The organism is Actinomadura opuntiae (assembly GCF_030283205.1).
Classification (GTDB): Bacteria; Actinomycetota; Actinomycetes; order Streptosporangiales; family Streptosporangiaceae; genus Spirillospora.
Genome location: NZ_JASNWF010000040.1, coordinates 37,111 through 59,315 on the forward strand (window position 1 = coordinate 37,111; position 22,205 = coordinate 59,315).

Genomic DNA, 22,205 nt, shown 5'->3' on the forward strand with positions numbered 1-22,205 from the left:
TGTGTTCGATGATCTGGTCGGCATCGAGGGGCGGGGCGCCGTCCAGCCAAGCGGTGAGGAGTTCGACGAAGCCGCCGACGCCCATCAGGGTGCTCATGCGCAGGGCCGTCTCGTCGACGTCCGGGCGGAAGTGAGGGCGTCCCGCCTCGATGACCAGGTCGGTGAAGGACTGGATAGTGTCGCGGCGGCGCTGCTGGAGGACCGGGCTGCCGGCGTGTTCGCCGAAGCCGATGCGGGCGCGGCGCGGATCGCCGGCGACGGACCGGACGAACGTGGTGATCGTGGCGCGGAGCTGGGCGATCGGGTCGGGTCCTGCCGCGATGATGGCCTCGGTGAGCAGGGCGTGACCGCGGCCCAGCCCTGGTCGCCCCAGATCTCCAGCGCCGCTTCCACCAGCCGCCGGCGCCGGTCGGCCCGGCGCTCGTCGGCGCTGCGGCCCCCGTAGGTGCGTGGTCCAGATCTCACCTTTCCATCTTGACGGCAGTCGCCCGCAGAATCAGTGTCACGGCGGGCCCGCCGGGCCGCGTGGATCACCGCGTGGACGCTTCGGCCGGTCACCGCGCGCATCCCGCTGAACGGCCTCGGGGTGCGATTCTCGCGCGGGTTGGTGGCCCGAGCGCTGGCCCGCCTGGGCCCGGCGGTCCCCGGCAGCCGCATCACCGGTGTCCGGGCACCGCGCGGCGAGTGGGTGCGGGGGCCGGGGGTCGGGCGCGACGACACGGTGATCCTCTACCTGCACGGCAGCGCCTACCTGCTGTGCTCGGCGCGGACGCACCGGGGGCTGACCTCCCGGTTGTCGGCCGCGACCGGGCTGCCGGTGTTCGCCTGCGACTACCGGCTCGCGCCCGAGCACCGCTTCCCCTACGCCGCCGCCGACGTCCGGCAGGCCTATGACTGGCTCCGCCAGACCTGCGGGTACGACGCCGACCGGATCGTGGTCGCGGGCGACTCGGCGGGCGGGCACCTGGCCGTCGACCTGGCGCTGCAACTGGAGCGGGACGGGCTGCCGGGCCTGGCGGCACTGGTGCTGTTCTCCCCGCTGATCGACCTGTCCCTGCAACCGGCCGAACGCCGGGAACGGATCCGCCGCGATCCGATGATCTCGGCGGCCACGGCGCGCCGGCTGGTCGGCCAGTACATCCGGGACGCCGACCCCGAATCCCCGAGGCTGGTCCTGGCTCCGCAGGCCGGGGAGCGGATGCCGCCCACGTTGGTCCAGGCGGGCGGGGCGGAGATGCTCGCGGCCGACGCCGAGCATCTCGCGGAGGTGATCACCGCCGGCGGCGGGCGGTGCGAGCTGCAGATCTGGCCGGGTCAGATGCACGTGTTCCATGCGCTGCCGCGGATCATCCCCGAATCCCGAGCCGCGCTGAGCGAGGCCGCGGCGTTCGTGCGCGAGATCGTCGCGGCTCGCTCCCGGGCCGCGGCATGAGCGGCGGGAGGACCCGCGGGGCGCACGCGGTCGTAACCGGCGCGGGCAGCGGCATCGGCCGCGCGTTCGCTGCGGAACTGGCGCGGCGCGGCGGCAGGGTCGTGTGCGCCGACCTCGACCCCGCGACCGCCCGGCAGACCGCCGAGCGCATCGGCGCGAGGGAAGGGGCTCGCGGATGAGGGACCTGTCCGTCCTGATCATCGGGGCCGGGTTCTCCGGCCTCGGCACGGCCGTCGCGCTGCGGCGCGAGGGAATCGACGACTTCGCCGTCCTCGTGCGGGCCGACGACGTCGGCGGCACCTGGCGCGACCACACTTGCCCCGGTGCGGCCTGCGACATCCCGTCCTTGCTGTACTCCTTCTCCTTCGCACCCAACCCCGGCTGGTCACGAACCTATTCGGGCAGCACCGAGATCCTCGCCTACATCCGCCGCATCGCGGACGCCCACGACCTGCGCCGACACATCACCTTCGGCGCCGACGTCACCGGGCTCGGTCTTCCAACGCACCCCCGTTGGGTCTGTCCCCCGCCGGAATCCGCACCAGCGACGGCGTCGAACACCAAGTCGACTGCATCGTGTTCGCCACCGGATTCCACGTCAGGAAAACCGGAACACCCTTCCCCGTCACCGGCCGCGGCGGCCGCGACCTCGCCACCGAATGGAACCGCGGCGCCCAGGCCTACAAGAGCGTCAACGTCGCGGGCTTACCCCAACCTGTTCATCACCGCCGGCCCCGACTCCGGCCCCGGGCACAACTCCCTGCTCGTCTACAGCGAGGCCCAGATCAACTACATCGTCCACGGCATCCGCACCATCCTGCACCGCAACCTCGCCACCCTCGACGTCAAGAAGAACGCCCAAGACACCTACAACCGCCGCATCCAGCACCGCCTCACCCGAACAACCTGGAACTCCGGCTGCAGCAGCTGGTACCTCACCGCCGACGGCTTCAACGCCACCATGTACCCCGGCTTCGCCACCCGATACAAACGGCAACTCGACCACCTCGACCTCGACCACTACTACCTCAGCCACACGCCCGCCGCCGAGGCCTGAGGAGAACCAGATCGGCAAGCCGGTCGGCCTCTCCAAGACGGAGTTGTGCCAGCGAGATCACCTTCACCCGTAGGTACGAGAACCGCAGCACCGACGACCCGGACATCGATCCCGACCCGCTCGAGTCCTGCGACGCCGACGACGCGAACGGCTCGTGGGCCCGCTGGTCAGAGCCATCCGTGATCGGCGAACCACTCCGCACACCAACTGGTCCACCGCGCGACGTAGGGCGTGCCCGTGGCCAGTCCGAGGCCGTGGGCGCCGCCCGGTACCACGTGCAGTTCGACTGGGACGCCGGCCCGGTGCAACGCAGAGGTGTACCGCAAGGCGTGTTCGACATCGACTGATTCGTCGGCGGCGGTGTGCCAGCAGAAGACAGGGGGCGTCGAGGGATGGACGCCGTATTCCAAAGACGCCTCTCGCAGTGCGGCGTTCGGAGCATCAGCACCGAGCAGGGCTCTCGACGAGCCCAGGTGGGGGCGGTGGGTGAACGAGATCACGGGATAGCAGAGCACGGTGAGGTCCGGCCGTTCGGCGCCTTCGGCGTCCCAGCCTCCCGACAGCCAGGCGGCCAGGTGACCGCCGGCTGAGAAGCCGAGAACGGCGACTCGGGACGAGTCGGCGGTCTCCCCGGCTGCGCCCCCGCGAAGGGCCCGCATGGCGGCCCGCGCATCGTCCAACGGCGCCCGTGTTCCCTGCGGCTCGGTGCCATAGCGCAGGACGCACGCGTGCAGGCCCAGGCCGTTCAGCCAGTCGGCCACAGGCTCGGCTTCATGCGGGGAATGGGCCCTGTAGCCTCCGCCTGGCAGCACGAGCACCACCGGTACCGGGGTCTCCGCGTCCGCCTCGGCGTGGAAGATGCGGAGTTGATCGTTCAAGTTCCCGGTCATCCCGCGGCTCTCCCGTTCGCGAGTTGCTCAGCACCCACAGAGGCGGGCGGCAATTGAAAGCATTTAAACATGTCCGGCGCCAAGCCGGAAGGCCGAGGTCATAGCCTCTGGCATCGCGTTCTTTGCTGCTCGACTCCTTGACCTCCCCCTGCTCCAACGCTACGGTTTTGGCTCTATTGAATAGTTTCAAACGCTCGGGAGCGCCTCTTTGCAGCCCTCGCGATCTCACCGCCCGTCGCCGGCCGGCCCGTTGCGGCCCGTCATGCTCACCACGGAGCGCGTGGTCGACCCTCTGGGGGTCGATGAGGGGCGGCCGCTGTTCGGCTGGCGGCTGGAAGGGGACGGCCGCGGCCGGGCACAGAGCGCATACCGCCTGGTCGTGGCTGTCGAGACAGACCCCGCGAGCACCGGCGCGCAGATGCTCTGGGACAGTGGTTGGCGGGAGGGCGACGAGAACGTTGATGTGGCTTACGGCGGCCCGTCCTTGTCGGCGCGCACACGATACCTGTGGCGTGTGCGCGTGGCCGATGAGCACGGCCGACGCTCCGCGTGGAGCGATCCCGCCGCTTTCGAAACCGGTCTGGCACCGGGAGGTCCGGACGCACAGGCCGCTTTTCCCGCCGCGTGGATCACCGCCCCCGGCGAACTGGAGTCGGCCGCCCTGCCCGGGCTCGACACAGCGGATGGGCAACACGACATATACCGGATCCGCGCCGCTTGCCCTGATCCCGCAACGGGCCGCAAGAACTGCGCCACGGTCTTCCGCGTCCGTTTCGCAGCCCGGTCAGGCGCCGTACCTGCCGCCGCACGCTTGCTCGCCACCGGCTCCGGCACGGTGACGGCGGTACTCAACGGCGTCCCCGTCCCGGTTGACGGCCTCCCCTCCCCCGCCCTGGCCGTGGCCATGGAGAAGCCGGTGGACGGCCATCATGCGCTAGCCGTCCTGGTACAGGACGATGACGAGCAGACCGGGCACGGCCCGGTCGACCGCGACAGCGGGCCGTACCTGCTCGCCGCTCTCACGGACGGCACCAGGAAGGCACGCCCCGGGCCCGCCGTCCCGCACGCGGTCGCCACCGACGATTCCTGGCGTGCCAGGCCGCTCTGTGCCGACGGTGAGGAGGACTGGACCGACCCGAGCCTGGACGACCGCGACGACGGCCGGTGGCCGCGCGCCATCGCCGACCGCCGCAACGGCGATGCCCCGGACGGCCGCGTCCCGTCGTCGCTGCGCCCCAGTCCCTATCTGAGACGTGCTTTCGAACTGCCGGCCCCGGTAACGAGGGCCCGGCTGTACGCCACGTCGCTCGGCCTGCATGAACTGCGCCTCAACGGTGTTCGTGTCGGCGATGAAGATCTCGCGCCCGGATGGACCGACTACGACCACCGCGTCACCTACCGCACCCACGACGTCACCGGCGTGCTGGCTCCGGGGGCGAACACTTTGGCGGCCGTGCTGGCCGATGGCTGGTACGCCGGAAACATCTGCATCTTCGGAGATCGGCACTACGGTGCGGTCCGCGCGCTGGCGGCCATGCTGGTAGCGGACCATCCCGACGGCAGCACGACCACCGTCGTCACCGCCGCCGACGGCCGCTGGCGCGCGAGCCGCGGTGGCGTGTGCTACGCCGACCTGCAGAACGGCGAGGTATACGACGCCCGGGAGGAGCCCACCGGCTGGGACACCTCCCGCTACGACGATTCCGGCTGGACGGCGGCCGTCGCGGCGGACGCCCCGCCCGGTGCCCGGATCGTCAGCGCGCTCGCCCCGCCCGTCCGCGCCCAGCGCCGGATCACCGCGGCCTCCGTGACCGCCCTGCCCGGCGGCCGGCTGCTCACGGACTTCGGGGAGAACCTGGCCGGGCGGGTGCGCATCGACGTGCGCGGCACGGCCGGTGCCCGCGTGCTGCTGCGCCATGCCGAGGCGCTCAGGCACGACGGCGAGCTCTACACCGAGAATCTGCGAACAGCCCGAGCCACCGACGAATACGTCCTTCGCGGAGCCCCTGACGGCGAGAGCTGGGAGCCGCGTTTCACCACGCACGGCTTCCGCTACTGCGAAATCATCCCACTCCCCCCGTCCGACGGCAGCGGCCCTGCTCCCACCGTCGATTCGGCCACTGCCGTCGCGCTGTGGGCGGACATGCCGGCCACCGGCGATTTCGCCTGTTCGCATGCGGGGCTGAACACCTTGCACCGCAACATCGGGCGCTCACTACGAGGCAACTTCCTGTCCGTGCCCACCGACTGCCCGCAACGCGACGAACGCATGGGGTGGACCGGCGACATCCAGGTCTTCGCTCCCACCGCCGCCTTCCACCATGACATCCGCGGCTTTCTGCGCAGCTGGTTGCGGGAACTGCGCGGCGCCCAGCACCCTGACGGCGCGGTGCCGCACACCGTCCCCGACATGTTCCGGCGCACCGTCCCCTACGGCGAGCGGGAGAGCGCGGCTGGAGCGGCGGGCTGGGGAGACGCCGCGGTGACCGTGCCCGCCGCGCTGCTGACCGCCTACGGCGATCGGCGAGCCGCCGGCGAAGCCCTGGACTCGATCGCCGCCTGGCTCGACCACCTCGCCGGCCACAGTGAGCAGGGAGTGCGGCCCGCCGGCGGTTTCGGTGACTGGCTGGCCCTCACCGACACGCCCACCGATCTGGTGGCCACCGCCTACTACGCCCACGCCGCACGCACCGCCGCCCGGCTCGCGGCTGCATGCGGTCACACCCATCGGCATGACGCGTGGACGGCGGCCTACCAGCGGGTACGAGCGGCCTTCCGAGAGCGATGGGTGGGCGGTGGCGGCGTCCTGCGTCCGGCGACGCAGACCGCGTACGTCCTCGCCCTGCACATCGGGTTGCTCGATCCGCATGAGATCGCGGACGCGGCCGACCGGCTGGCCGACGAGATCGCCTCTCGCGGGCACCACCTGACGACGGGGTTCCTCGGTACGCCATGGCTGCTGGACGCCCTGGCCGACGCCGGCCGGCTCGACGTCGCCCACCGGCTGCTGCTCCAGGACACCTACCCCTCGTGGCTGTACCCGGTCACCACGGGCGCCACCACGGTGTGGGAACGCTGGAACTCCTGGTCTGACTCCACCGGTTTCGCCGACGCCTCGATGACCTCGTTCAACCACTACGCCTACGGCGCCGTCGGCGACTGGGTCCATCGCACCATCGGCGGGCTCGCCCCCGCAGAGCCCGGATACCGCCGGGTCGTGGTCGCTCCGCGGCCCCCCGAGTCCATCGGCTGGGCCGAGACGTCGTTGCGCACCGTCCACGGCACGGTCGCGGTCGGCTGGCGACGTGCTCCCAGCGAACTCACGGTCGATCTCCAGCTGCCGCCCGGTGTCACGGCCGAGATCCGCCTCCCGGCCCTGTCCGGCGGCGGGGGTGAGCTCACCGAGTCGGGCCGCGCGGTCGGCGACGCCGAACACGTCCGGCAGCTCCCGCCGCGGCCGGATTGCGCCGCCGTCCTCGAGACCGGCTCCGGCAGCTATCGCTTCACCTTGGCCCGGCGTGCCGGGCTTCCGTCCTGAGCCCGGCGTCCGGTCGACCCATCCCCGGAAGGAACCGCCCCCGTGCCGTCCCCTTCGCCCGTCTCGCCCGCCGCCCCCCTGCCCGACGACTCCCCCGATCCGCGGATAGCGGCGTCGTGGCGGCGCCTGCAGAAAGACGACTACGACGTGGACCCGGTCCTGCATGACGGGATGACCGGCGAATGGCCCGCCGACCTGCCCGGCCGCCTCATCCTCGGCCTCAGCCGGCTGGCCGCCGTCACGGGCCGCGCTCCCCGCCGACTGCAGGACCTGGTCGAAGCGCTGCCCAGCCGGCTCAACGCCGCCGGATACCTCGGGCCCGTCCACCGTGACGCCACCGACGAGCAGCAACTCGCGGGGCACGGCTGGCTGGTCTCCGGCCTGCTCGCCCACCATCGGCTCACCCGCGACGACCGCTCCCGGCAACTGGCCCTGGACATCGTCGGCAGCCTGTTCCTGCCCGCCGCCTCCCGGCTGCCTGACTATCCGCGGCGCAGGCGGGGCGACGACACGGGCGCGGGCGCCTCCGGCCGCGTCATCGGCCGCAAGAGGCGCTGGCTGCTCTCCTCCGACACCTATTGCGTCTTCATCGCCCTGGAAGGTCTGGTCGCCGCCTACAGCGAGACTTTCGACCAGGCCATCGCGGACGCGATCGAGGAGCTGGCCGGGCTCGTCGACCGCGATGATCTGGTCGCCGCCCGAGCACAACTGCATGCGACCCTCACCGCCGCCCGCTGCCTGCACGCCTTCCACGAGCTGACCGGCTCGGCAGCCGTACTGGCCACCGCCCGCCGGCTCTACGAGCTGTACGCCGCCCACGGCCGCACCGCGAACTCGGCGACCTGGAACTGGTTCGGCCGCGCCGACTCCTGGACCGAACCCTGCGCCGTGGCGGACTCGCTGATCTTGGCGCTGGGCCTGTGGCGCACCACCGGCGACATCCGCTACCTGGACGACGCGCACGCGATCGAGCACAACGGGCTCGGTCACGCACAGAAACCGAACGGCGGCTTCGGCCTGGACGCCATCACCGGGCCTGGACGGCCGTGGCTGTCCAACGTCCACCCCGACGCCGCATGGTGCTGCTCGATGCGCGGCGCGGTCGCCCTCGCGGAGCTGCAGGAGCGCTCCTACAGCGTGACCCCCGGCAGTGCACCCGCCGACAGCGGACGCGCCGCCGACACCCTCGGCATCGACCTCTACCGCGACGGCATCGCGCGGCTCGACCTCCCGGCGGGGGCCCTCGTGCTGCGGCAGCGCACCGGATACCCGGTCAGCGGCAGGACCATGATCGAGGTCCTGCGCTCCGACCTCGGCCGGCCGCTGCGCATCCGTTTCATGCTGCCGTCGTGGACCGATCCCGCGCGGACCACGACCACGGTGCGAGCGGATGGACCGGCGACACAGGAGGAACCTGGACAGTTCATCACCACCCCGGCCGCGGGAGACCGGTACAGCATCGACTTCCCGGTGAATCTGCGTGTGCGGCCCGAAAGCGGGGACATGCGTGCTCTCACTCTCCGGCACGGAGTGCTGCTGCTGGGTGCGGAAGGCGCGGACGGCGCCGACCCCACCTTGCCGCCGCCCGCGCACATCGACTTCGCCGATCCATGGCGTGCCCGCTACCGGCATGGCCACCGCCAGTTCTCTCCGGTACGGGATGTCTTCGAGCGGTCCGGAGACGCCGCCACCGGCTTCCGGGCGCGCGTGGTCTTCGTGCCCGGAAGCCGGTGACGAATGCAGGTGGAGGCGCCCGATCAGGGGTAGCGCGTGTCCAGCATGACGCGCGGCGCCGACCGGCCGGCCCGGTACTGGTCGATCAGATCGCGGACGAGATTGAGGTAGTAGAAACCCCACCCGTCGGAATTCGGGCCATCGAGACGAGTGACCTTCGTCGGCTCGATGTCGTTGCTGCCCGGGACGCTGAACTGGTCCGGCGCCCCGAACTCGTTCCACTGTTGGACCAGGGCGAGTTCGGGCTCGTAGTCGTAGATGCCCTGCACCTGCCGGACCAGGGTGGCGCCCGACATCCGAAGCTGCGCGTCCCAGTTGCCGTATGCGCCGTAGTACTCGTTACCGCCGAGCGATGCGGCCGCGGTGACCATCTCCGCGCGCTGCTGCTGCAGCCCGAAGAAGCCGATCCAACCGACCGGCGGCCCCTCGGTGCGGTTGGATACGGCCTCGAAGACGACCTTGCGGCCCTTGAGGTCGGCGACGTTCCACTGCCGCACCATGAAGGACGTGTCCGTGCCGGGCGGTTCGGCCCAGCGCAGCACCTCCCCGCTTGCCGCGTCCTTGAGGTAGTACTGGTTGCGGGCAGCGGGCTCAGGGGGGCGCGCGGTGAGATGCGCCGGGTAGTCGGTGCCGATCGCGTTGAAGGACAGCACCTCCTGGGTGAGGACGAACGGGTCGCTGGTAATGGTGCCCGTCTGCTGCGCGGCGCCCTCGGCAGGCTTGGTGGAGACGTACTGGATCTCCGGAACGCCGGGGTAGGCGGCGTTCACCGGCATTTTGGCGATCTTCCATGCCGGGTCGGCCTTCCAGCCCTGGAGCCCCTTGGAGAAGTCGCTGACCGGTGTGGACTGCCCGTCGGCGTAGGGGGCGCGGGTGATCCACGACCACTGGCCGCCGGGGTTGAGCACGATCTCGCGGAACGCGCCCATCCAGCGCACGGTGAAGTCGGGGTCGTCCCAGGTCGGAGGGTCGGTCCAGCGAGCGCCGGTGTAGACCGTGAGCAGGGGCTTGCCGTCGTGTTCGAGGAACAGCGGCCGCAGTTTCGGATCCGCGAGGTACTTGGTCTTGATCCGGTCGATCTGAGCCTTCCAGTTCGCCGTCTGGCCGGCGGTGCCGTTGTCCAGCCCGAGGAGCAGCACCACCTGGGGCCGCTTCCTCAGGCCCGCGTACGTCCGGAGAAGAGCGTCCGAGCCCGCCATGATCTTGTCGGCGACCCCGTTGCCCCAGTTGCCGCCGAGATTGTTCGACCAGTCCAGCATGATGAAGTCGTAGCCCGCCCAGAGGATCCACTGCGCGTGCTGCTTGATCACCTTGGGATCGCTGGAGTCGTACTTGCCCAGCACCGGCTCGGCCTCCGCCGAGTCGAAGTGGTCGATGTTCTGCGGGCCGAACCAGGTCTCGTAGCCGATGCCGAACCGGGTGCGGCCGCGCCGGCCGCGAGCCGATCCGCGGGGCCGGGAGGCGGCTCCGCTCAGACGGGTGCCGTCCGGCATGGGCGGGGACGTCGCGGGGGCGGCCTGAGCGACGCCGGTGCCGGCGCCGAGGGTGACGGCGCCCGCCGCCAGAGCGGCCGTTCCGGTCCTCAGCAGGGTGCGCCGCGGGACGCCGGCCGGTTGGGGAGAGTCGTCGGACATCGGTCCTCCGGGGTGATTGCGCGGACGGTACGGGAGGTGGGGGTCTGCCACGGTCGACTGCGGCGATCCGGGCTAGAACGATTCATTCACGGCCGCATCCGAACCTTGGCGTAGCTCCAGGCGGCCGTCAAGGCTCTGCATCAACTTTCTGATCGCCGACCGCCATCTACCGTTCTGTACAGGGACAATGCTGCAAAAGCATTCACAACACTTCGGTCGCCTCCGCCCTCCAACCCGGTTGACTGGGCTCGATGCCACCTCTCATGATGGTGAATGCATTCAATGAATCGGAGATCGCAATGCCGTTGCGCGGGAAGTCCAGCCCCGCCCCCACCAGCCTGAGGGTGGAGGACCACCACACACTCGACACCGAGAACGGGATGGCGGCCGCTGGGCGCGCCCTACCGGTTGCAGGTTCCGGCAGGCCCCGTCTGTCATGGACGGTGCCGCTCGTACGCCAGGGACAGCGGCAGACCGGCTACCAGATCGTTGCCTGTCATGAACGCGACTTCACCGAACCCTCCCGGCCCGAAGCCGCTCCGGTTCTGGTTTGGGACTCCGGGCGGGTCGACGGGGACCGCAGCGCCCACGTGCGCTGGGGCGGCCCCGAGCTGCCGGCCCACTCCACGTTGCGCTGGCAGGTCCGGGTGTGGGACGAGTACGAACAGGTCTCACCGTGGTCATCTCCTGCCCCCCTGGTCACCGGGCCGCTGAGCGCGGCCGACTGGACAGCGCAGTGGATCGAGGTACCGCCGGCGAGGGCGGTCCGCACGGATTTCACCCTCGACGCGCGCGAGGTCGTCAGCGCCCGGCTCCACCTGGCGGGCCACGGCCTGCTCCGGGCGTACCTGGATGGCCTGCCGGTCAATCCCGACGCCAGCGACCCCTCGCGGACCGCGCTGTCGCGCGCGGCCGCCAGGACCTACGACGTGACCCGCCTGTTCGACGGCGGGAGGCGGCATGCACTGAGCATCGCGGCGGGCATCGGCTCCTACGGACAGGTGCTGTCGCATGTTCGGCTGCTCGTAGAGCTTGTCGCGCAATTGCGCGACGGCACCAGCGTCCGTATCGCCACCGGCCCGCAGTGGCGTCACGGCGCCACCTCGCTCGTGCGCGAGGACACCTTCTATCTCGAGGAGCACGACGCGCGGATCGGTGACGGCTGGACCCGGAGCGGGTTCGACGATGCGACCTGGGAGCCGGCCGCGCCCGCGGGCATGCCCCTCCCGGCCGTCGTCCCTGATGCCGGCCCCCCTGTCACGGTGACCGAGGAGCTCGCCGCGCAGCGGCGCGACGTGCACGGCTCGCACGTCTACGACCTGGGTCGCAATATCGCCGGCCGCAGCCGGGTCGTGCTGCGGGGGGCGGCCCCCGGGACACGGGTGAGAGTCGTGCACGGAGAGAAGCTGGACGCGGCCGGTCATGTCAACACCCTCAACATCCGGCTTCCCCATGACCGGGAACGTGAGCGGCAGGTCGTCGAATGGACCTGCGCCGGCGACACCGACGTCATCGAGGCGTGGTTCGCCGTCCACGGCTTCCGCTATGTCGAGGTGCACGGCGTGCCGGAGGGCACCGCGGTGGAGGTCACCGGGCGGGTGCTGCATTCCGATGTCGCCCGGACAGGATGGTTCACCAGTGCCGACCCGGTATTGGAGGGCTTGGTGGACACCGCTCGGCGGACGCAGCTCAATAACACCCACGCCCACCCCGAGGACTGCCCGACTCGTGAGGCGGCCGGTTGGACCGGCGATGCCGCGGTTTCGGCCGAAGCGGCCTTTTCTCATCTGGACATGGCGGGGGTCTACCGCCACTGGCTGCATGATGTCGCGGCCGATCAGCGATCCAACGGCGCGGTTCTCGGTGTCTCGCCGCAGTTGCTCGGCGAGCAGGAGCAGCCTGCCGACCCGGTGTGGGGCGCCGCCATGACACAGATCCCGCTGCTGCACTGGCGGTACGTCGGCGACGAGAGCCTGGTGGCGGAACTGCTGCCCGCCATGCGCCGGTGGTGCGACTGGCAGCTGAGCACCGTCGTGGACGGCGTGGTGCGCCGCGCGGAGATCAGTTACGGCGCCGACTGGCTGGCTCCCGAACGGACTCCTCCGGTGATGCTGCAGACGGCCGCCGTCCTCCGCTCACTGCGGGCGCTCGCCGAGCTCGAGGCGGCCGCCGGCGATGAGGCCGAAGCGGTTCGCCGGACCAGCCAGGCCAACGATCTCACCCGTTCCGCGCGCGCAGCGCTGCGCGATCCGGTAACCGGCGTCTGGGCCAACGCCGGCCAGGGGTCGGCCGCGCTCGCCCTGGTCTGCGGTCTCGCAGTCGGCCCCGGCGAGACCTCTCCCCTGCGCGACCACCTCCGAGCGGATGTGGCCGCTCGCGGGAACCGGATCGCCAGCGGTTTCTCCGCCACCCACGCCGTGGTCCGGGCACTGGGAGACGCCGACGGCGGGACGGCCGTACTCGCCGCGATCCGCCAGCCCGAGCAGCCCGGAATCGGCGCGATGCTCGCCGAGGGGCCCGGCACGTTCTGGGAGACCTGGTGGATCGACGACGAGAACGCCGGCGTCGCCTCCCTCGACCACATCGCCCTGGGGGCGCCCTTCGCGGCCTGGGCCTGGACCGATGTGCTGGGCCTGCGTCCGCTGACCGAAGGGTTCCGCCGCTTCGCCGTCGCCCCTGCGCTGCCCGGCCCGGTCGGCCGTGCCGGTGGCACCGTCGACACTGTCCGGGGTCGAATCGCCTTCGACTGGCAACTGGAGGCCGGAGACCTGAATGCGGCCTTGGAGGTCCCGGTCGGCGCCACGGCCGTCGTTACGTTGCCCGGTGTTCGCGCGGAGCGGATCATTGTGGACGGCGCCGAGGCCGCTGCCCATCCGTACGCACTCGTTACCGGCGGAGCCCTGGAGTTGCCCGCGGGCCGGTACCGGCTGTCCGCACGGGACGTGGAAACCGCGGCCACCGCACCCGCCATCGCCGCCACGCCCGAGGTGCCCCCGGGATCCACTGTCAGCACCGACGTCCTGATCCCCCCGGGCTTTTCCGTGCTGACGGCCGTCACCGACCCCGGGTGGTCGGCGGTCCTGAAGGGCGACCGGCTGGAGATCGGTGCACCTGCCACCGCAGATCCGGGCAGCACCGCATGCGTGAGATTGTGCACCGCCGCGGGCGGCCAGGAGGTGGCCAGCCGAACGGTGCGAGCCGGAGCATCGGGCCTATGGTTGTCCGATGGAGTCCTGGCCGATGGCTGGACCACCGACCCCGGTGTCGACCTCGTCGTCCACGACGCCCTTGTCTGCTCTCCGGTGTTCCATGCTCCGATCCCAGGGCCGATCCTGGAGGTGTCCGGCCCCGACCTGCTGCCTGACGACACCCGATGGGTGCGGCTGCCCTTCACCGATCCGGCCGATCTGTCGCACGCGAATTTCGCGTTCGCCGAGTTCGACCTGTGCCTGCCCGGGCCGGCGGGACGCCTGGTGGTGCCGGTGCTGCGGCTGACCGCCGCAGATGGCAGCGTGGTCGAGGGCACCGAGCGCATGCTGCCCGCCTGCTGGAACCGAGTGAGCATCGACCTGGCGAACTGGGCCGGGCTCGGGAACGTCGTCGAATGCGCTCTCGGCGCGCGATGGCTGAACGTCCACGACCCTGCCCGCGGCCCTAAGACGCCGCTGGCGGGCGGGCGCAGCCCGCTGCCCTTCCGGGTAGGCCACGTCGGCTGGACGAGCGCCCCCCGTACCTGGTGAGCACCGCCCCTACATCAAGGGACCTCTCTGTGAGCACGATAGTCAACCCGGTTGTGCGCGGCCTTGCGCCCGACCCGTCACTGTGCCGTGTCGGCGATGACTTCTACCTCGCCACCTCCACGTTCGATTTCCTTCCGGGGATCCGCATCCACCATTCGACCGACCTGGTGAACTGGCGGCTGCTCGGCGGCGCGGTGACCCGGCCGGCCCAGTACCGCCGCGACGGTGAGCCGGGCGAGTTGATGCTGTACGCGCCGACCATCCGCCACCACGACGGCCGCTTCTACCTGGCCTGCACCAATTTCTCCGACGGGCAGGGCAACTTCCTGCTCAGCGCCGAGGACCCGGCGGGCGAATGGTCGGACGCGGTTTGGATCGACACGCACGCCTTCGATCCGTCGCTGCTCTTCGCCGACGGGACCTGCTACTACACCCGCCGTACGCTGGAACCGCTCCCGGACGGCCGGCTCGGACCCGTAGTGCAGTGCGAGATCGACCCGGCCACCGGCCGGATGCTCGGCCCGATGCGCGAGCTCACACCCGACTACGCCGGGTTCTGCTCCAACGACATCGAAGGCCCGCACCTGTACAAGATCGACGACTGGTACTACCTGTTCAGCGCCGAAGGCGGCTCCTGGAAAGGGCATATGCAAACCTGCGCCCGCAGCCGATCACCATGGGGGCCGTTCGAGCCGTGCCCGCACAATCCCGTCCTCACACACCGCCACCGCGTCGGCCACCCCATCCAGACCGTCGGACACGCCGAACTCATCGACGCGCCCGACGGCTCCTGGTGGGCGCTGACGCTCGGCACCCGTCACGAGGCCCGTAACGGCTTCGTCTACCACCACAATCTGGGCCGCGAGACGTTCCTGGCGCCCGTGGAGTGGACGCCGGACGGCTGGCCGGTCATCGGCGAGAACGGCACCATCGAAATGCGGATGGCCACCGCCCGCCCCCTTCCCTCCGCTAAGGCGAGCACCGTCCGGCCACCGAAGACGATCTGGGCCGCGGGCTGGACCACCCAGGGGCTCCCCGTCGAGGGGCTGACCGGCGGGCAAGGGGACTTCACGCTTCCGTTCGCCCGTCCCCTCGACAGCGACGACCGCTCGAGCGGCATCGGCGCGGTCTTCCTCCCTCAGCAGGAGGACGCCGCCGGGTTCACCGCGACCTTGCAGGCCGCACCGGGAACGCCCGCAGAGGCCGGCATCGCCGTGCATTCCTCGCCGCACCACTACTACGCCCTGCTCGTCACCACCGGCCCGGGCGGGGGACGGGAGACCGTCCTGCGGCGCCGCGTGGACGACATGATCACCGAGAGCCGCGCGCCGCTTCCCGGCACCGGCTCGGTGGGGCTGAGCATCACCGCGACGGCCGAGACCTACACGTTACATGTCGCCGAAGCCGACCGGCCGCCTCGGGTGGTGGGCTCGGGATCGGCGCGGCTGCTGTCGGCCGAGACGGCCGAAGCGTTCGTCGGCTGCCGGTTCGCGCTCGTCGCCACCGGCGACGACCAGTGCCCGGCCGCCCGCTTCACCGACGTCGCCGTCTCATGGGACCCGGTGTGAGCGACCCTCCGGAACCGGTCCCCCGCAGCGCGGGGCGGTGGGCGGTGGCGGTCGCGGCGGGCACCCAGATGATGGTCGTCCTCGACACCGCGGTGCTCGCGATCGCATTGCCGCGCATGGCCGCCGATCTGCACATCCCCACCGGAGCGCTGCCGTGGGTGATGAACGCCTATGCGCTGCCGTTCGCCGCCTTCCTCCTCCTCGGCGGGCGAATCGCCGACCTCGTCGGCCCGGTCGCCACTCTGCGGATCGGGCTCGCCGTCTTCGCCGCCGCCAGCGCCGGCGCCGGACTGGCTCCCTCGCTGGGGGTGCTGCTCGCCTGCCGGGGCCTGCAGGGCCTGGGTGGTGCCATGCTGTCCCCCGCCAGCCTGGCGCTGCTCACCCGTTCCACGGCGGCCGGCACCGAGCGTGAGCGCGCCATCGCCGTGTGGGGGGTGACGGCCTCGGTCGGCGCGTCCGCGTCGGCGCTGTTCGGCGGCCTCCTCACCCAGACCCTGGGCTGGCGCTGGGTCCTGCTGATCAACGTGGCGATCGCGCCCCTGCTGGCCGCCGCCGGCCGGGGCCTCCCCCGGGACGTCTCCCACGAGAAGCGCCCCGAAGGGCTCGATCTGGTCGGGATGTCGCTGCTCGTCATCGCCTTCGGGGGGATCGACCTGGCGGCGACCGCCACCGGCGGCGGCTCGCAGCCGCTGCGCAGTATCCTCGCCGGTGGCGTGGCCGCCGCCGCCCTGGGCGGGCTGGTAATGGCCGAGCGGCGGGTGCGGCATCCGCTTCTGCCGCTCCGGTTGCTGCGTTCGCCTCGGGTGGCCTATACCAACGCCGCTGCGGTCGCACTGCTGGCGGGCACCGCGGCAACGACGTACTACACGACCCTGTACGCGCAGGACGTCAGCGGTCTTGCGCCCCTGACCACGGCGGTGTGCATGCTTCCCGCCACCGTGTCGAGCGTGCTGACCGCCCGGGCCGTACCACGACTCGTCGTCGCTGTGGGCACGCGCAACTGCCGCACCGCCGGTCCGGTGCTCGTCGCGCTCGCCCAGTTGGGGCTCGCCGCCGGCGAACACTCCCACGTGGAGTTCGCCGCGCTCATCCCCTTGCTGGTCGTGCAGGCGGTCGGCTCGAGCATCTCGGTGATCACGCTGACCTCGTCGGCGACTCGGTCGCTGCCCGCTCACCAGGCGGGACTGGCGGGCGGACTGATCACGGTGTCCGGGCAGAGCGGCGCCTCCATCGGGCTCGCGACGCTGACGGGACTGGCGGCGGCGCTCACCGCGACGGTGGACGGTTCAACGGCCGCCGCCAGGTCGGCCGCCATCGTGGGCCAGGTGACGATCGCCCTTCCGCTGGGCGCCGTCCTGGCCACGGCCGCCGCCCTTCTGGCCAGGCGAATTCCCCCTGGCGAGGCGGGCTCTCCGCAGGCTGGCGCTCCCGCCGGGGATACCGGACAGTAGGCCAACGGGGCGTTGAAATGATTCATCCATCAGCGCCCCCACTTCACCGCCGCCTTCGGACGCACCTCCGCGCGGATTCCCGAACGGGACTCCTTCGCGACCTCAGCAGAGCAACTCTCACCAGCAATGAGACCGTTCCGGTCGCGCCAGCCCGCACCCTCGGTCGTTACTTGGGGGCAACCTATTGACACGACCGAAACGATACGCCATCGTCAATGAAAGCTTTCATTAAGAGCCGTGCCGTGCCTGCCGAGCGCCCGTGCCGGCGGTCCGACGCACCGGACTCCACCGAACCGTCGGCGCCTCCGCGATCCGGCGCGCGGTGACGAGAGCTTCGCCTTCTGCGGAGCCGGTCCGCCCGTGGCGAGCGGGGGCGTCGCATCACCCGGACATGGCCGGCGTGGTGCCGGAGACGGTCAGGTGACGGTAGAGAGGACAAGACAATGACCATAAGGGCCGGACATCGCCGAGGGCGTTCCCTGGCAGCGGTCGCCGCGACCGCCCTGCTCGCCCTCGTGAGCGGCTGTGGAGGTTCCTCCTCCGGCGGGCACGGCGGCGTCGATGGAAGCAAGATCGTCCTGTCGGTGCAGAACCAGATCGTGCCGCAGTTCCAGCAGTACGCGGCGGCGTACGAGAAGGCCTATCCGAAGCGGAAGGTCACCGTGCAGTCATTGCCGGACGACGCGACCCAGTACGTCCAGCAGCTGGTCACCGCGCGGCTCGGCAACAAGCTGCCGGACGTGCTGATGAACGTCGACTACGCGGCCAACCAGCTCGCCGCCGGCAACGTCACGCTGGACATCTCCGACCGGCTGAAGAAGGGCACCGGCGGGCTGAAGGGCAGCAGCTTCCTGCCGCAGTTCCTCGGCCAGTACCGGCCGGTCAACCACCCCGACCAGATCACCGGCCTCCCGGTGAGCGCCGACTCAACCACGCTGTTCTACAACAAGACCCTCTTCAAGAAGGCCGGCGTCACCGAGTACCCGAAGCCGACCTGGACCTGGGACGACCTCTACCGGGTGGCGACCGAGATCCAGAAGAAGTCGGGCGGCAAGTTCGCCGGCCTGTTCGCCCCGCTGGGCATCGGTGACCAGGCGGCCGTCTACGCCCCGGTCATCCACGCCTACGGCGGCTACGTCTACGACCCCAGGACCAAGAAGTCGGGCATCGGCCAGCCGGCCGCCATCCAGGCCTGGACGCAACTGCTCAAGGCCTACGGAACGGCCTCGCCGAAGTACTCGGCCGACCTCGGCAGCCAGCCCGTGTTCATGAAGGGGCGCTCTGCCATGGCCTTCTCGGTCCGGGCCACCGTCCCCGCGACCAAAGAGCAGCTCAAGGACGACTGGGACACCCAGGTGATGCCGAAGATCAATGGCCGGAGCACCGTCGGCGGCGGCTCGTACGGCCTGTCGATCAGCAAGGGCAGCCACAACCAGGACGCCGCCTGGGCCTTCCTCGCCTGGTTCTACGACCCCAACGGCGGCATGAAGCTCGCGCAGGCCACCGGCCAGGTCGTGCCGCCCACGCAGCAGGGGGTGAACAACGGCGCCTGGCGTTCGCTGCCGGCGCCTCCCACCAATGAGGAGGCGTTCGCGCAGGACGCCAAGGACGCGTTCCTGCCGCCTCCCCTGCCCGGCAAGGCCCAGAAGGTGCTCACCGACAGCGTGATCAAGGCGGTGCAGCAGGTGCAGCTCCAGCACCGGCCGGTCGCCGCCGCCTTCGCGGACGCGGAGAAGGCCGTCAACCAGGCCCTTCAGTCGGCCACGAACTAGTCGGTACGTTCCGGGGCCCGTCCTGGTGGCGGGCCCCGGAACGAGGTCGGCCCGCCGGCCGGCGGAGAGAGAATGGTGCAGTAATGGCTTCGGCTCTGGACAACCAGCCCGCCCGGCGGACCGTTCCACCGGCGTACGGCTCCCGCCCACGGGCACGCGACCAGCGCGGGCGCCGGAACACGATCGCGGCGGTGCTCTTCCTGACGCCCAGCATGATCGGGTTCACCCTGTTCGTCATCCTGCCCGCCCTGGGCGCCTTCGCCCTGAGCTTCTTCGAGTGGGACCTGTTCGGCACGCCCCGATGGGCGGGCCTGGCGAACTTCTCGCGGCTGTTCCAGGATCCGCAGATGTGGACGTCCCTGCGGATCACCGTCGAGTTCGTCGTGCTCGGCGTCATCCCCACCATCGTGATCGGCTTCGTGCTGGCCGTGCTGATCAACAACCGGATGCGCGGGATCGGCGCGGTCCGCATCCTGTACTTCGCGCCCATGGTCGCCTCGTCCGCCGTGGCGGCCGTGCTCTGGGCCTACATGTACGACCCGCACGCCGGCATCGCCAACCGCGTGCTCGGCTGGGTGGGGCTCGGCGGCACCGCCTGGCTGTCCAGCACCACCTGGGCGCTGCCCGCGCTCACCCTGATGATGATCTGGCTGGGCCTCCCCCTGGTGATGATCCTCTATCTGGCCGGCCTGCAGCGGATACCCGCCGACATCTACGCCGCCGCCGCGCTCGACGGCGCCGGCTGGTGGCGCCGGCTCTGGAGCATCACCTGGCCCAACGTCCGGGCCACGACCATCCTCGTGGCCACGCTCCAGGTGATCAATTTCGTCAGCAACTCCCTGGAGGTCTCGCTGATGATGACCGACGGCGGGCCGCTCGGCCACACCCAGACCCTGGCGCTCTACGCCTACAAGACGGCATTCGGCGAGACCGACATGGGCTACGCCAGCGCCCTGTCGCTCTTCCAGCTCGCCCTGATCGCCCTCATCGTCGGGCTGTTCAAACTCTTCACCCGTCTGCGGAGGTCGGCATGATCCGGCGCAAGTCCTGGGCGGCAACGGCGCATTACACCGTGACCGTCGTGGGCGGTCTCGTCATGGGCCTGCCGCTGTTCTATCTGCTGTCGGCGTCGCTGATGTCGGCGCACGACATCCAGTCCAACCCTCCGCACCTGCTGCCGCCGACGGTGGTCTGGCACAACTACGTCGACGCCTACCACTTCCTGACCCCGCGAGTGATCGCGAACTCGTTCATCTTCAGCTTCGGCATCCTGCTCGTCCAGCTCGTCATCACCGTCCCCGCCGGTTTCGCCCTGGCGAAGATCCCCTTCCGGTGGACCGGGGCGGTGCTGGCGGTGATCATCGTGCCGATGTTCGTGCCGAGCAACATGACGCTGATCCCGCTGTACATCATCACCCACCAGCTGGGGCTGGTGGACACCTACCCCGGCATGATCCTTCCGATCGCCGGCCAGACCGCGTTCGCGGTCCTGCTCTTCCGCCAGTTCTTCGTCACCCTCCCGGCCGGGCTGATCGACGCCGCGCACATCGACGGCGCCGGATGGACCCGCACCCTGCTCTCGATCGCGCTGCCGCTGGCCAAGCCCGCGCTGGCCGCCTATTGCTCGATCAGCTTCCTGACCGCCTGGAACACCTACATCTGGCCCCAGGTGATCGCCCCCGACCGCAAGCACGCCGTGATGACCGTCGCCCTGGCGCCGCTCGCGCAGGGCCAGTACACAATGATCTCGCCGAGCATCGGCATGGCCGCGGCGGCCATCAGCATGCTGCCGGTTCTGGTGGTCTTCGTCGTCTTCCAGCGTTGGTACATCAACGGCGTCGTCGGCACCGGCCTGGAATGAACCACGGCCCGGTGCGGCACACGTGAATGAAATGTTTCAATAGAGCCACCGCCGGTCCCGAGACATCGCGGGCCGGCGGTGGCTCCTGGCCCAGAGAAGAAAGCAGAACCGATGGTCGGTATCAAGGACGTGGCTCGGCATGCCGGCGTCTCCGTGGGCACCGTCTCCAACGTGATCAACCGGCCCGAGATGGTCTCCCCCGAAACGCAGACCCGGGTCGAGGCGGCCATCAAGATCCTCGGATACGTCCGCAGCGAGTCGGCCCGGCAGTTGCGGGCCGGTCAGAGCCGCGTCATGGCGCTCCTTGTCCTCGACATCAGCAACCCCTTCTTCGTGGACATGGCGCGCGGCGCCGAGTCTGCGGCCCGCGAGGCCGGGCTGGTGGTCATGGTGTGCAGCAGCGCCCAGAGCGTCAGCGAGGAGGTCAGCCACCTGTCTCTCTTCGTCGAGCAGCGCGTCCGCGGCGTCCTGGTCTCCCCAGCTGATCCGACCGGCTCCAGCCTGGAGACGCTCAAGCAGCAGGACACCCCTTTCGTGCTCGTCGACCGTGTGGCCGGGGAACTGGGAGCATGCTCGGTCTCGGTGGACGACACCGTGGGGGGCGCCCTTGCAGGCCGTCACCTGGTGGGCGCGGGACACCGCAGCATCGCTTACGTCAGCGGGCCACCCCACCTCCAGCAGGTCAAGGACCGCCGCGAGGGACTCCTTCAGGCCATCAGCGAGGCCGGGCTGCCGCCCGAGACCTTGGTGGAGATTCCCACCAAGCACCTTGATGTCGCCAATGGACGCGACGCCGCGGCGCGGCTGCTCGGGCTCGCGCAGCGGCCCACCGCCGTTTTCTGCGCCAACGACCTTCTTGCGCTCGGTGTTCTGCAGGCGGTCTACGCCGCCGGCATCGCCGTCCCCCAGGAGCTGGCCATCGTCGGATACGACGACATCGAATTCGCCTCCGCGGCCGTCGTTCCCCTGACCTCCGTGCGGCAGCCCGCGTTCGAGATGGGGCGCAGGGCCACCGAGTTGTTGATGGAAGAGACTGGCGAACAGGCTGCCGAGCATCGCCACAGGAAAGTCGTCATGCTGCCCGAGTTGGTGGTCCGCGGTTCGAGCTTGTCCCGTCGCTGAGCGAGCGGTCCGGGCCGTCGGCCCAGACGACCGTCTGGGGGACGGCCGGGTCAGCGCAGGAACGCGGCGGCGACTCAGGCGTCCACGAGGATGTGCAGTCCGGCCGGTCAGGCGCCCCAGCCCGCGGCCTGGCCGTCCTTGCGCTCCTCGGCGACGCGCTCGAAGTAGCCGGACGCCTTGTACGCCGCGACCGGGTCGGGATGCAGGCCCATCTCCTCGCGCAGCTCCGCCAGCAGCGGCCGCACGTCGGTGTTGTAGGCGTCCATGAACACCGCGTTGGCCCCCAGCACGTCACCGGACTGCTGCGCGGCGCGCAGCGCGTCGGCGTCCACCAGCAGCGCCTTGGCGGTGGCCTCCTGCACGTTCATCACCGAGCGGATCTGGCCGTGGATCTTCGGCTCGATGT

General features: G+C 70.6%; 15 protein-coding genes and 1 pseudogene. 13 read left to right on the forward strand and 3 right to left on the reverse strand.

Features of this window, described 5'->3' with window-relative positions; translation table 11 throughout:
- Position 1: 1 nt before the first annotated feature.
- The 4 genes from QP089_RS46835 to QP089_RS46850 all read left to right on the forward strand — a co-directional run bounded on the left by QP089_RS46835 (position 2) and on the right by QP089_RS46850 (position 2,489).
- Complete coding sequence (locus tag QP089_RS46835; RefSeq protein ID WP_285921085.1) at positions 2-445, forward strand: hypothetical protein; 444 nt, start codon at positions 2-4, stop codon at positions 443-445.
- Positions 446-607: 162 nt separating this feature from the next.
- Positions 608-1,432 (forward strand): alpha/beta hydrolase, encoded by an 825-nt coding sequence (locus tag QP089_RS46840; protein ID WP_285921100.1) that lies wholly within the window; start codon positions 608-610, stop codon positions 1,430-1,432.
- Positions 1,429-1,611, forward strand: a complete 183-nt coding sequence (locus QP089_RS46845; protein WP_285921086.1) for an SDR family NAD(P)-dependent oxidoreductase — start codon at positions 1,429-1,431, stop codon at positions 1,609-1,611. The genes QP089_RS46840 and QP089_RS46845 overlap by 4 nt, the downstream gene beginning before the upstream one ends.
- Positions 1,608-2,489: an NAD(P)-binding protein gene (locus tag QP089_RS46850; protein WP_285921087.1), complete on the forward strand. Its 882-nt coding sequence runs from the start codon at positions 1,608-1,610 to the stop codon at positions 2,487-2,489. The genes QP089_RS46845 and QP089_RS46850 overlap by 4 nt, the downstream gene beginning before the upstream one ends.
- 167 nt (positions 2,490-2,656) lie before the next feature.
- Here QP089_RS46850 and QP089_RS46855 read toward each other — a convergent pair whose 3' ends face one another.
- Positions 2,657-3,379, reverse strand: coding sequence for an alpha/beta hydrolase (locus QP089_RS46855; protein WP_285921088.1), 723 nt, complete (start codon positions 3,377-3,379; stop codon positions 2,657-2,659).
- A 262-nt stretch (positions 3,380-3,641) separates the two neighbouring features.
- On the opposite strand from QP089_RS46855, the gene QP089_RS46860 reads away from it, so the two are divergent.
- Both QP089_RS46860 and QP089_RS46865 read left to right on the forward strand, forming a co-directional pair.
- On the forward strand, positions 3,642-6,917 hold the full coding sequence (locus tag QP089_RS46860) for a family 78 glycoside hydrolase catalytic domain (protein ID WP_285921089.1): 3,276 nt from the start codon (positions 3,642-3,644) through the stop codon (positions 6,915-6,917).
- Between the two features lie 42 nt (positions 6,918-6,959).
- Entirely contained in the window at positions 6,960-8,651 is a 1,692-nt protein-coding gene (locus QP089_RS46865; protein ID WP_285921090.1) for a glycoside hydrolase family protein, read from the forward strand.
- A 23-nt stretch (positions 8,652-8,674) separates the two neighbouring features.
- On the opposite strand, the gene QP089_RS46870 is transcribed toward QP089_RS46865, so the two are convergent.
- The gene (locus QP089_RS46870; RefSeq protein WP_285921091.1) at positions 8,675-10,285 is read right to left on the reverse strand and encodes a hypothetical protein; all 1,611 of its coding nucleotides are present in this window, start codon (positions 10,283-10,285) and stop codon (positions 8,675-8,677) included.
- Between the two features lie 263 nt (positions 10,286-10,548).
- Between QP089_RS46870 and QP089_RS46875 the strand changes: the two genes are divergently transcribed.
- From QP089_RS46875 to QP089_RS46905, 7 genes are all read left to right on the forward strand, one after another.
- A complete protein-coding gene (locus tag QP089_RS46875) occupies positions 10,549-14,025 on the forward strand; it encodes an alpha-L-rhamnosidase (protein ID WP_285921092.1) in 3,477 nt (1,158 codons plus the stop codon).
- A 29-nt stretch (positions 14,026-14,054) separates the two neighbouring features.
- A complete protein-coding gene (locus QP089_RS46880) occupies positions 14,055-15,593 on the forward strand; it encodes a glycoside hydrolase family 43 protein (protein WP_285921093.1) in 1,539 nt (512 codons plus the stop codon).
- Positions 15,594-15,637: 44 nt separating this feature from the next.
- Complete coding sequence (locus QP089_RS46885; RefSeq protein ID WP_285921094.1) at positions 15,638-17,044, forward strand: MFS transporter; 1,407 nt, start codon at positions 15,638-15,640, stop codon at positions 17,042-17,044.
- Positions 17,045-17,487: 443 nt separating this feature from the next.
- Entirely contained in the window at positions 17,488-18,816 is a 1,329-nt protein-coding gene (locus QP089_RS46890) for an ABC transporter substrate-binding protein (RefSeq protein WP_285921095.1), read from the forward strand.
- A gap of 83 nt (positions 18,817-18,899) precedes the next feature.
- Positions 18,900-19,850: a carbohydrate ABC transporter permease gene (locus QP089_RS46895; protein ID WP_285921096.1), complete on the forward strand. Its 951-nt coding sequence runs from the start codon at positions 18,900-18,902 to the stop codon at positions 19,848-19,850.
- The gene (locus QP089_RS46900) at positions 19,847-20,677 is read left to right on the forward strand and encodes a carbohydrate ABC transporter permease (RefSeq protein WP_285921097.1); all 831 of its coding nucleotides are present in this window, start codon (positions 19,847-19,849) and stop codon (positions 20,675-20,677) included. Before QP089_RS46895 ends, QP089_RS46900 begins: the two co-directional genes overlap by 4 nt.
- Before the next feature lie 111 nt (positions 20,678-20,788).
- Complete coding sequence (locus QP089_RS46905) at positions 20,789-21,799, forward strand: LacI family DNA-binding transcriptional regulator (RefSeq protein ID WP_285921098.1); 1,011 nt, start codon at positions 20,789-20,791, stop codon at positions 21,797-21,799.
- A 107-nt stretch (positions 21,800-21,906) separates the two neighbouring features.
- On the opposite strand, the pseudogene QP089_RS46910 reads toward QP089_RS46905, so the two are convergent.
- Positions 21,907-22,205: pseudogene (locus QP089_RS46910) on the reverse strand (L-rhamnose isomerase); the annotation flags it as partial.

Excerpts from the sequence above, each read along its gene's own strand:
- QP089_RS46890 (WP_285921095.1), top strand. The coding sequence starts at position 17,488 with ATGACCATAAGGGCCGGACATCGCCGAGGGCGTTCCCTGGCAGCGGTC.
- QP089_RS46855 (WP_285921088.1), bottom strand. The coding sequence starts at position 3,379 with ATGACCGGGAACTTGAACGATCAACTCCGCATCTTCCACGCCGAGGCG.
- QP089_RS46860 (WP_285921089.1), top strand. The coding sequence starts at position 3,642 with ATGCTCACCACGGAGCGCGTGGTCGACCCTCTGGGGGTCGATGAGGGG.
- QP089_RS46850 (WP_285921087.1), top strand. The coding sequence starts at position 1,608 with ATGAGGGACCTGTCCGTCCTGATCATCGGGGCCGGGTTCTCCGGCCTC.
- QP089_RS46875 (WP_285921092.1), top strand. The coding sequence starts at position 10,549 with ATGATGGTGAATGCATTCAATGAATCGGAGATCGCAATGCCGTTGCGC.
- QP089_RS46900 (WP_285921097.1), top strand. The coding sequence starts at position 19,847 with ATGATCCGGCGCAAGTCCTGGGCGGCAACGGCGCATTACACCGTGACC.
- QP089_RS46895 (WP_285921096.1), top strand. The coding sequence starts at position 18,900 with ATGGCTTCGGCTCTGGACAACCAGCCCGCCCGGCGGACCGTTCCACCG.
- QP089_RS46870 (WP_285921091.1), bottom strand. The coding sequence starts at position 10,285 with ATGTCCGACGACTCTCCCCAACCGGCCGGCGTCCCGCGGCGCACCCTG.
- QP089_RS46845 (WP_285921086.1), top strand. The coding sequence starts at position 1,429 with ATGAGCGGCGGGAGGACCCGCGGGGCGCACGCGGTCGTAACCGGCGCG.
- QP089_RS46905 (WP_285921098.1), top strand. The coding sequence starts at position 20,789 with ATGGTCGGTATCAAGGACGTGGCTCGGCATGCCGGCGTCTCCGTGGGC.